Raw genomic sequence first — 10,612 nt, forward strand, 5'->3', positions numbered from 1 at the left:
ACTTGTAGCGTGGACGCTGCGAGTCCGCGCCCGTTTGGTTCCGTTTCGACAATGCGCGGACTCGCAGCGTCCACGCTACCGCCTAGTGCTAACCAGCAGGCATCCGGCCTTCCAGTAGCACGCCGAAATACTCCGGCGCGCCTACCTGGCCGCCTTTGAAGTTGACTTCGAGGCCGTGCAGCGGCGAGCCGGGCGCGGAGGCGCGGCACAGCGGCGCGCCGGGGTAAAACGGCGCTATCATTTCCACCGCTTCAATGCCCATGGCACGGGCGGCGTAGCTGGAAGTGTCGCCGCCGGCCACCACCACGCGGCGCACGCCGGTTTGCCGCACAGCCTCGCGGGCGATGCGGCCCAGCGCCGTACCGAGAGCTTCGGCCGAAAGGCCCGGCGCGGGGCTGCCGGTGCCGCCGTTGGTGTGGACGATGACGCTACGGCCCTCCAGCAAGTAAGCAACGGCCGGCTGCTGCCAGGCCGCGAGCGAATCCGGCGAAGCGTTGCCACCCGCGGGCCTCGCCGCATCCAGCACCAGTTCCGCAAACCCGTTGGCCTGGGCCCAGGCCACCTGCCCGGCCGTGACGGGTGAGCAACTGCCCGACACCACCAGCAGCGGCGCGGCGCGGCCGGGCGCGGGCCAATCGGATGCGGCCTTGAGGGTGCCATTTTGTTGCCATAGCTGCCCCAGCGCCATTTCAACGCCCGACGAGCCCACCGAAAACAGCGGGCCTGACGCGCCAGCGTAGCCGTCAATGGCCGCCCCGATGCCGAGCAACTGCTCTTCATAAAGTGCATCGAAGAGGATGACTTCGGCGCCGGCCTGCACCTGCGCGGCTATTGCTTCCTGTATTTCGGCCAGCGGCCGGCTGATGTGCAGGAGGTCGAGCAGACCGGTTTGGACGTGGGTTTGGCGGGCGAGGTGCCGGCGCAGGTCGCTTTCGTCGGCGGGCGTGGTGGGGTGCCGGCTCATCGACGGGTGCCGGTCGAGCCGGAAGATGCCGCCGTTGCTGCCGATGCCCAGGCGCGCAAACAGGTTGCCAAAGGCGCAGTAGCGGCCCAGCGGCGGCGCGGCCACCAGCAGCGGCACAAAGACACCGGGAAACACTTGCCGTCCCACTTCCACCGCCCGCCCAATGCTGCCAATGGTAGACGACGAATCAAACGTGGAGCACACTTTATAATGCACGTGCCGCGGCCCGAGCGCCCGCAGCTGCGCAAAGGCCGGCTCCAAAACGGCCTGCATGGCCTCCGGCGCCATGGCGCGGGTCAGGCCGGCCACGCCAATGGCGTCCAAGCCCGGGTAGGCGGCGAGCTGGGCGGGCGTGGGCGGCTCGATGAATAAGGCGGTGCGCGCGCCGGCTCGGCTCAGGAATTCGAGCGCGTCGGTGCTGCCAGTGAAATCGTCGCCGTAATAGGCCAGGAGGAGCTGCTTGCTCATTGGCCGCCGAATTTTTGAACTGCGGCCGCGAATTCCGGGTGCCGGGCGGCGGTTTCGGTCAGGCTGCGGCCGTCCACGGCGCCTTGCCAGGCTTGCTGCAACGCCTGCACCCCGGCGGCCGGGCCCATCGGGTGGGCCAGGATGCCGCCGCCGGCCATGTAAAGCAAATCGGTGGTGCGGGTGCGGCGGTAGGTTTCAAAGGCCTGCCCGCCCCACTGGCCCGACGACACCACCGGCAGCACCGAGTAGCCGCCCAGTAGCGGCGTTTGACAAGCTTCGATGGACGCCACCACGCTGTCGTCCGACTCCCAGAATTTGTTCTGGATGCCGTTGACGTGCAGCTGGTCGACGCCCGCCAGCCGCCACAGCTTCTGGTAGGCGCGGAAATCGATGCCCAGCAGCGGGTGGCGCGTGAGCATGCCCCAGCCGTTGCGGTGCCCGTGGATGGCCAGGGCCCGCTGCTCGCAGATTTTGCGGGTGCCGGCCAGCCCCACGCTGTTGATGCTGACCATGGCGCAGGTGCCGCCGGCGCGCACCACGTACTCGTAGCGGCGCAGCATGTCGTCGATTTCCCCGCTGAGGTTGAAGGCATACATTACCTTTTTGCCGGTGCGGTCGGCGTGGCGGTTGACGACGGCCATTACGGCATCCACGCGGGCTTCGAAGGGCGAATTGGCGGCGGCCATCTGCAGCTCGTCGTCTTTCACAAAGTCGATGCCGGCTTCGGCCAGCGTGCCCACCAACTCCGCCGTTTGCCCGGGCGTGAGGCCGATGCTGGGCTTGATGATGGTGCCGATGAGCGGCCGCCCCTGCACGCCCGTCAACTCGCGGCAGCCCGCCACGCCGAACGCCGGCCCGGCAAAGTGCTGCGCGTACGAAGCGGGCACGTCAATGTCCATCAGCTTCAGCCCCGTAAACTGCCGGATTTCATACAGATTGCCTTGCAGCGTAGACACCAGCAGCGGCAGGTTGTGCCCAAAATTCTCCACCGACCACGACACCCGCACCCGCGCCCGGTGGTAGCGCCCGCTGCTGCTCTCCGCGCCGGGAATGGCTGGCTGGCTCACGGTTTCCAGGTGCTCTACCGATTCCACGCGGGCGGCGAAGCGCTGCTTGAGCTCGGCGGTTTCGCCGGGCACCGCCACGAACGTGCCCGAGGACTGCTCGCCCGCCAGCACGGCCGCCGCGTCTTCGGGGCGGAAAGGGGTTTCGATGTAGTAGGTGGCGGTGATGCGTTCCATGTGGTGGGATGTAGCGTGGACGCTGCGAGTCCGCGCATGGTTGGGCTATTCGCGTGGGCGCGGACTCGCAGAGTCCGCGCTACATCAGCTCTGGAAAATCGACTTCAAATAGGCCGCGTTGGCCCCGAAGTTCTTCTTCACGTTGCGGGCGTCGTTGGCGTCGCGCGAGCGTTCAATCACCAGCCAGCCTTCCCAGCCCATGTCGGCCAGGGTTTGCTTCACCTTGTTCATGTCCAGGCGGGTGTTGTTTTGCAGCCACACGCCGTCCTCGTCGGTGGCGTGCATCTGGCAGATGCGCTTGCGGCCCAGGGTTTTCAGCTCCTGGTGCAGGTCGCGGCCTTCCTTGAGCGGGTTCGAGAAGTTGAAGTAAATCTGGATGTGTTTCGAGCCGATTTCGCGCAGCAACTCCACCTCGCCTTTGGCATCCAGCGCCGTTTCGATGCCGATGACGACGTCCGCTTTCTGGGCCATTTTGCCCACCACTTTCAGCCGCTCCACGATGGCGGGCCGCAGTTCGGGGTTCTTGCGCAGGTCGCCCTGCGTGCCGAGGGGCAGAAAAGCAACCTTCACGTTCAGTTGCTTCATGGTGTCGATGCAGTCCTGAATCATGCGCTCATAAGTCGGGCGCGTGGCGAAGGACTGGGCGTAGAAACCGGTCATGGCCAGCGAGCAGATTTCCAGGTTCAGCTCCTTGGCCTTGTCGATGAACTGCTGGCGGATTTCGGGCTTGGCAAGCTGATTGTCGAAGGTTTCGCGCTGGCCCAGGCCGCCCATGTCGATTTCCACGCCGTCGGCCCCGATGTCCTTAGTAAGCTGCAACGCGCCCAGCTTCTGGCGCTTCAGAATCATCAAATCAACCACCGCCACTTTGTAGGTCAGCTTCTTTTTGGTGGGTACAAGGGCATTGGCCCAATTGGGCAGGAGCAGGCCGCCGGTTAATAAGGCGCTGGTGGAAAGGAAATTGCGGCGGGAAAGGGGTTGGGGCATAACAAGTTGAACGGTGTAGGGGCGGGGCCTGTCCCCGCCCGTCGTTGAGCGAAATCGTTGCAGCGGTGCAGGCGCCCGGGCGGGGACAGGCCCCGCCCCTACATCAGGGCCGGTCGGTTCTAAAAGGCCGGGCCGGCAGCCCCGCCGTTGAAAAAAGGTTGGGTTGGGCCACTTCGTCCCAGCCGAAGCGCACGGCCGTGGGGTGCGCCACGCCCGGCGCCGACACCAGCACCTGCTGACCCTCGATGCGGGCCTGCGCGGGCACAAACACGCCATCCGGGCCGGCAATGACGAAATTCGTCAGCGCCTGGCCGTCTTTGCTGACAAGCGGCGTGGCCGAGGCAAACGAAACCGCGGCCACGTTGCCCTTCACTTTCAAGCTGCGGAAAACCGGCCCTTCGGCCACCACGCCGGGCATTTTGTAAGTGTCGGCGAGCGCCAGCAAGGCCAGCCGCCGCCCAATTTCCCACTTGAAGCCGGGGTGAATGCCGCCTTCGGCGGTGGCCAAATCGGTGGTTTCTATCATGCCCGTGTGCGGCTCTTGCAGCACCGCTGCCTGCGCCTCACGGAACAGCGGCAGGGTCTCGCGCGTCAGCACCACTTTGTCGTGGGTGTCGGAGTACTTGAACGGGGCCAGCGACACGTAGTAGAACGGCAGGTTGGCGTCGTCCCAGGCCGCGCGCCAGCTGCCGATGAGCGTGCGCATTTTCTGGTTGTACGTCGTGGTTTCGGCCAGAAAGCAATTGCTTTCGCCCTGGTACCAGAGGAACCCGCGCACCGCCAGCGGCGCCAGCGGCCGCACCATCGTCTCCCAGAATTTTCCGGGGTCGCCGTCCACTTTCTTGCCCGCAAAGGCCGGGTCTTTGGCAAAAGCCTCTCCTGAAATCCAGGGCTCGATTCGGCTGCCGGGCACCGAAGTGGCCACCATGCCCACCGGCACGTCAAGGCGCTGGTTCAGCTCTTTGGCGAAGAAATACGCTGCCGCCGAAAACGAGCGAAGGGCCGAATCCTGGGCGATGGCCCAGTCGTGGTGCAGCGTATCGGGCTTGGGCAGCGTCTTGCGGTTGACCAGGAAAATGCGGATGGCGGGATTGTGGGCCACGTTCAGCTCGTCCACCGGATTGGGGCCGGGCACGTCGGGGCGCGTCACCTTGCTGTTTTTGCGCATGGTGTATTCCATGTTCGACTGCCCCGAACACACCCAAACCTCGCCCACCAAAATATTGCGCAGCCGGATGGTGTTGCTGCCGCTGATAACCAGCTCCGCCGGCGTGGCCGAGGCTTTGAGCGGCTTGAGCAGCACCTGCCACTTGCCCGCTGCATCGGCCTTGGTGCTGGCGCGCTGGCCCGCAAACTGCACCGTCACGGCCTCACCCGGCGCGGCCGTGCCCCAGATGGGCACCGGCTTCTCGCGCTGCAGCACCATGTCGTGCCCGAGAATGCGGGGCAGCGTGATGGTGGCGCGGGCGGGAATGGATAGGAAAAGAGCCAGCACGAGGTAGAGACGCAATACTTTGCGTCTCATCGTTGAACGATTGAATACGAGCCGTCCGCATTGTTTGGGCGACATCGTTCGAACGTCGTCGTTCAACGACGAGACGCAAAGTATTGCGTCTCTACACTGTTCTATCGGCCTCTTCATTTCTTCGCTAGCCAAATGACTTCCGCTCCGACACTGTTCAGCGTGACGGTTTTTCCGCCTTTCACGGTCTCTTTTGTGTTGGTTAGCGCACCGGTTTTCGGGTTGATGTGACGCACGGCGAACGTGCCGCTCATCCCCGACAAATCCACCTGCACCGGCGACTGGCCTTCCCGGTACAGCAGCAGGCCGGTTTTGCCGTCGCTCATCGCCCACTGGTCGGCGGGCTTGCCGGGCAGTTCTATGGGCTTCATCCCGGCCACGGCCGTTGCAAAGCCGGCGTCGGCCACGCGGGGCAGGCTGGCCAGCGAGCCGCCCGCCAGCAGCACGGCCCAACCGAAGGCATCGTAGCCATCAGCCGAATACAGCACCGCTTTGTCGGGAAATTGCTGGCGGTACTCGCGCACGGCCCGGTACACCTGCTCGAACGAGCTGCGCTTGGGCGGCGTGAGGCGGGCGTGCTGGCGCGGGGCCAGGTTCTGGCCGCCGGCCGGGGCGTAGGCCTGGCCGTTGAACTGGTAGTGCCAGTAGTTAATGTCGATGACATCGACCACCTTGGCCCGCGCCGCATCGGCTAGGATGGCGTCCTGCACATCCTTGGTGGTACTCAGGGCGATGGTGGCGTGCTGGCCGGTTTCGGCTTCCCATTCCTTGATGGTATCGAGCCAGAACTGCACGAAGGCCAGCGGCCCGGTAAATTCAGCCCCAATGAGGTGAATAACGCCGGTCTGGCCCTTGAAATTGGCGAGGCACTGGCGGATGTAGGCGCGGTGCAGCGGCCGGCGCGTGGCATCGGTCACGTCGTAAAACTGCTCGGCCATGAAGATGCGCTTGTCGCCGGCGTAGGGCGGCGGTTCCGGGAAGCCGGTGTTGTTCACGTTGTTCACCGGGCGCCAGGGGAAGTCGGCGTAATGCGCGCCGGCCTCGATGATATTGTGCTGGAAATAGTGCTGATTGAGCAGCACGAGGCCCTTCTGGTCAGCCAAATCGGCGAACTGGTTCAGGCGGTTCCAGTACCAGGCATTGTACTTGGTAAGGTCGTAGCGGCTGAGGCCGTCCCAGGCCTGGCCGGTGCCGCTGCGGGCGAAGGGCAACTCGTAGAACGGTGCCCATACCTCGCCGTCCATGCGGCGAATGCGCTCGTGGTCGTCGCGCCGGCGCTCGTACCACAGGCCGTAGTTGTGGTGCAGGGCCACCACGTTCTGGGCCCGCATCGAGTCGGTCATTTCCGCTAAATCATCGGTCAGCCCGCGGCCAATCTGGCCCGGCACGAAGCGCGTGATGTGCGGCCTGGGGTTGAGCAGGCCATAGGGGCGGGCGCTGCCGTTCCACCAGGGCACCTCCTGGCGGCGGCCCAGCACGAGGGCGTTGCCGCGCACCAGCACCCCCTGCGCCACTTGCAGCGGGGCCGCGTAGGTGGGCGCCGGGGCCGTTTTTATCTTCAGCTTATCGATGCTCAGGGCCGAGTTCTGGGTAGCAATGGGCTGGCGCGTGGGCGCGGCTTGCACCAATTCCCGCACGGTAGGGGCGGGGTTCACCGAGAGGCGCGTCAGCTCCTGGGCCACGGCCACTTTGGGGCTGCTGCTGGCCTCGGTGGGCACGGGCAGCAGGATGGCGCGGGCCTTGGCCACATCGCCCAGCCGCTCCTGCAGCTGCGCATAGTAGAGGCTACGCGGGTTGATGTTTTCGTTGGACTGGTCCCAGAAGCCGTTGCCGGCAAACTGGGCCCAGGTGCCAAAGGCCCAGTTTTGGGCCGTGGGCGGCTGGTAGCAGTCCACGCGGGCGGCGGTGCATTGCCAGAACACGCTGTTGGCCACGGCCCAGCCAGCCCCTTGCCCGTCCATCTCACGATTGCCGAAGCGCAGGGCCTGACCGTACTCCTTGATGATGTCGAACAGCACGCCCGAGGCCCAGCTATCTACGCCGCCGCTGAAGCTCAGGGCCTGCTCGGCCTCGCACTGCACGAAGGCATTCGGCCCCGACGCGCAAAAGCCCAAGGCAAAATCGTGGTAGCCCTGCTCAGTATAAAGCCGCTGAAACAGCGTTTGCGAGCCCAGCGTGTAGAACGTATTGCGCCGCTCGTTGCCAATTTCCGACACTGGCTCGGTGGAAATGCAGTCCTCCACCGTCAGGCGGCGCGTGGTAGCCTGCGCCAACACGGCCGAGCCCGCGAAGTGCCGAAACGCTACCTGCCGCACCCAGGCATCCTGAGCGTTTTCAATGTCAATGGCCACCCAGCGGTGGTTTTCGTCTTTCGGGTTGGCTGCGTCGAAGGTTGATTCCAGCCGCAGGTTTTCTACGCCCGCCTGCGAAATCAGGCCCGGCCAGGTGTAGCGGGCCACGGTGCCGCCGCCGTAAGTTTGGTCGAGCGCAGTGGTTAGCGGGGCATCCAGCGTAATACCGTTGGCATCCACGGCCACTACCTGCCGGTCCCAGGCAAGGTCGCGCTGGCCGGCTTTCCAGCCCAAAGAAGACAAGCCGCCGCCAAAGGTTTCCATGCCCAGCTTGTGCACCCAAGCGGCTGTGCTGGGCCGCCGCACCTGCACCCGGTCGCCCACTTTGAAAGCGCTGGCGTTAGCGACTTTCAGCGTGCGGGCATTCACCGGCACGTACTTGTCGGTGATGGCCAGCGCGGTTTCAAACTTGCGGTCGTTGCGCCCGCCCACGGTCAGCAGGTGGTCGCGGCTCACGCCCGTGCCGACGACGACGGTGCCGCCCTCGCCCATGCTGCTGCCGCGCAGCACCACGCCCGAAGCGCGGATGAACAGCCGCCCTGCTACCTCGTAGGTGCCTTTATCCAACAATACCGCCCCGCGCAGCCCATCCTTGCCCACCGGCAAGCCCGCCACGTAATCCAGCGCCGACTGAATGCGCGCCGTGGCATCGCCCGCCTTCACCGGCACCGTCACCTTGATGGCGGCCGTAGGAATGGCCGCCTCGCCCGCGCGGTAGCCGGCATAAGAAAAGTCCGGCACCCGATTGCCCAGCGAATCCGACGCGTAGCTCAGTTTGCCGTCCTTGAACTCGATGGGGCCGGGCGGCGGGGCTGGCTTGGCGGGCTTCTGCGCGGCGGCTGGGCCGGCGGCGAGCAGGCCGGAGAGGAGCAGGAAGTAAAAGGTGCGGGTGGGGTGAGGCACGGGAAGAAATTGGTTGGCGCTGACTCGTGCAGTATTCAGCACATCGTTCTGGTAAAGCGCCATCCGCCACTGGAACGACCATGCACAATGAGCACTAGCTAGGGTTGTGGACTATTTTCGGATTTCGACAAAATAGTCCACGAAATGCGGCTGATTTTTGTGGACTATTTTGTCGAAATCCGAAAATAGTCCTCACGTTCATTGCCATAAATTCAGCAGCTACTTAGGGCTTCACCGTATTCAGCGCCACCAGGCTGTTGAGGTAGTTCTCAATGTTGGCGTAGCCGTTTTTGGCAATGGCCGCCGCGTCGGCCGCATTCTTGGGGTCGAAGCCGTTCTTCTTTTCGTAGTCGTCGGGCATGCCGTCCTTGTCGGAATCGATGTAGGGCTTGCCAGCATAGGTAGGGTAGCCACCTACTTGAATGGGGTCCGTGATGATGCCTTGCTTGTAGGAATCAATCGGCAGGCGGCGGTGCTCAAACTGCGTGGTGGGCAGCTTCACGTTTTTGATGTAGTCGATTTTGCCGGTGCGCACCTGCTGAATCACGCGGGCATCCACGGGGTCGCGCTTGGGCAGGGTGGCGCCGGCGTTTTCCAGCACGTAGCTGTAGGCTTTGTCGGCCGGAATGATGGTGATTTCCGGCATCGGCAGCGGTTTGTCCACCTTCATGTCGGCCTGGTACTTGCCGGCGTTGGGCAGTTCTTCCACCTGCACGCCGCCGTTCCAGTTGTCCTTGGTCACCTCGGGGAAGCCTTCCACGATGTTGCCGGCCACGTAGGCGCGGCCGTACACCTGGTACTTCAGCTTGCTGCGGCCCGATTCGGGCTTGAGAATGCGGTGGCCGATGTTGGTGTCCTTCGGCGTGGAGGGCCCGGGCTTGTAGTAGTTGTTGATGATGTTGTAGAGGGCGCGGTAGTCGCCGCCGTCGGTGGAGCGGTGCACCCAGTTAAACATCACGTTATTGGCGAAATTGAACACCCCGTTCCAGCCAATGGACGGGTTGCGGCCGGCGTTGTCGGCCCACAGGTTGCGCATGAACGTGCAGTTCTCGCCGCCCAGCGTGCTGCCGAAAGCGTGGTTCCAAGTATCGAGCGCTTCCGAGAAAATGGAGTTCTGGATGGTGATGTTCACCGTGCCCAGCTTCTGCTCCGGAATGCCGGTGCTGTCGTTGTACATGTGGCGGTACATCGACATGTTTTCGTCCAGCCCCCAACTCGCCGAGACGTGGTCAATCATGATGTTGCCCACCGGGTTGCCGCCGATGGAGTCATCGCGCCGGCCCACGTTCGTCTCGCCGCGGCGGAAGCGCATGAAGCGCACCAGCACGTCGTGCGTGTTCAGCCACACCGACTCGCCGGCCACGCAAATGCCGTCGCCGGGCGCGCTCTGGCCCTCGATGCTGATGTAGGGCGCCCGGATGATGAGCGGTGTTTTCAGCCGGATGATGCCGGCCACGTTGAACACCACGATGCGCGCGCCGCCCTGCTCGCAGGCCTCGCGCAGGCTGCCGGGGCCGCTGTCGGCCAGGCTGGTCACCACCAGCACGCGGCCGCCGCGCCCGCCAAACGTGAAAGCGCCCCCGCCCTCCGCACCCGGAAATGCCGGGATGCTGGCCTGCGGCAAATCAATGGGTCGGGCCGCCCACGGAATGTAGGGCTTGCCCTCGCGCTGCTCCTTCTGGATGATGGGCCAGGCCTTGTTCCAGGCAATTTCGGACTGCCGGCTGGCCTGGGCCATCAGCTCGGCGCTGGCCTTCTGAATATCCGGCGGGATGGACGGGTACTGGGCGTGCGCCGCATGCTGCGTTGTGACGAAGAGGCCTAAGGCGCAGAGGGAAGCAAGCGGTTTTTTCATGGGCGGAAAGGAGGAGTTTGACCGAAGCGAAATAACGAGGCAAACCCGGCCGGCACCTATACCATTTTCTCGACCCTGTGTAGGATGTTATCATTCGCCCTTTTGAGCGGTACGAGCCGGCTGGCCGGGCGGAAATCGGCGTACACCGGCGCGGCCTTTTCCGCCGGCTTTTCCTTGCCATAAGCCTGCGGCTTGTCTTCGGGAAGCAGTGTGCAAGCAGAGAATCAGCCCAAAAACGGCAGTTTTTCGCTTCTTGTGTCGGGTGGGCCAACTCAGGGCAGGAGGTGAGGAAACGCTTACCTGAAGAAGAATCCAGTGCTC

6 protein-coding genes are annotated in these 10,612 nt (G+C 64.3%); all 6 read right to left on the reverse strand.

Annotated features, from left to right (window positions below; translation table 11 throughout):
* Positions 1 to 88: 88 nt before the first annotated feature.
* Positions 89 to 1,432, reverse strand: a complete 1,344-nt coding sequence (locus I2H31_RS08760) for a four-carbon acid sugar kinase family protein (RefSeq protein WP_196292649.1) — start codon at positions 1,430 to 1,432, stop codon at positions 89 to 91.
* On the reverse strand, positions 1,429 to 2,673 hold the full coding sequence (locus I2H31_RS08765) for a ribulose-bisphosphate carboxylase large subunit family protein (RefSeq protein WP_196292650.1): 1,245 nt from the start codon (positions 2,671 to 2,673) through the stop codon (positions 1,429 to 1,431). Before I2H31_RS08765 ends, I2H31_RS08760 begins: the two co-directional genes overlap by 4 nt.
* An 84-nt stretch (positions 2,674 to 2,757) precedes the next feature.
* On the reverse strand, positions 2,758 to 3,660 hold the full coding sequence (locus tag I2H31_RS08770) for a sugar phosphate isomerase/epimerase family protein (protein ID WP_196292651.1): 903 nt from the start codon (positions 3,658 to 3,660) through the stop codon (positions 2,758 to 2,760).
* A 103-nt stretch (positions 3,661 to 3,763) separates the two neighbouring features.
* Complete coding sequence (locus I2H31_RS08775; RefSeq protein ID WP_230687606.1) at positions 3,764 to 5,185, reverse strand: sialate O-acetylesterase; 1,422 nt, start codon at positions 5,183 to 5,185, stop codon at positions 3,764 to 3,766.
* A gap of 113 nt (positions 5,186 to 5,298) precedes the next feature.
* On the reverse strand, positions 5,299 to 8,436 hold the full coding sequence (locus tag I2H31_RS08780; protein WP_196292652.1) for a DUF6298 domain-containing protein: 3,138 nt from the start codon (positions 8,434 to 8,436) through the stop codon (positions 5,299 to 5,301).
* Between the two features lie 223 nt (positions 8,437 to 8,659).
* A complete protein-coding gene (locus tag I2H31_RS08785) occupies positions 8,660 to 10,291 on the reverse strand; it encodes a pectate lyase family protein (protein WP_196292653.1) in 1,632 nt (543 codons plus the stop codon).
* Between the last annotated feature and the right edge of the window lie 321 nt (positions 10,292 to 10,612).

The sequence above is a fragment of the Hymenobacter ruricola genome (genome assembly GCF_015694525.1).
In the GTDB taxonomy this organism is placed as follows: Bacteria; Bacteroidota; Bacteroidia; order Cytophagales; family Hymenobacteraceae; genus Hymenobacter; species Hymenobacter ruricola.

Bases quoted from the DNA above. Each gene is read 5' to 3' on its own strand.
- I2H31_RS08760 (WP_196292649.1), bottom strand. From the start codon at position 1,432: ATGAGCAAGCAGCTCCTCCTGGCCTATTACGGCGACGATTTCACTGGC.
- I2H31_RS08765 (WP_196292650.1), bottom strand. From the start codon at position 2,673: ATGGAACGCATCACCGCCACCTACTACATCGAAACCCCTTTCCGCCCC.
- I2H31_RS08770 (WP_196292651.1), bottom strand. From the start codon at position 3,660: ATGCCCCAACCCCTTTCCCGCCGCAATTTCCTTTCCACCAGCGCCTTA.
- I2H31_RS08775 (WP_230687606.1), bottom strand. From the start codon at position 5,185: ATGAGACGCAAAGTATTGCGTCTCTACCTCGTGCTGGCTCTTTTCCTA.
- I2H31_RS08785 (WP_196292653.1), bottom strand. From the start codon at position 10,291: ATGAAAAAACCGCTTGCTTCCCTCTGCGCCTTAGGCCTCTTCGTCACA.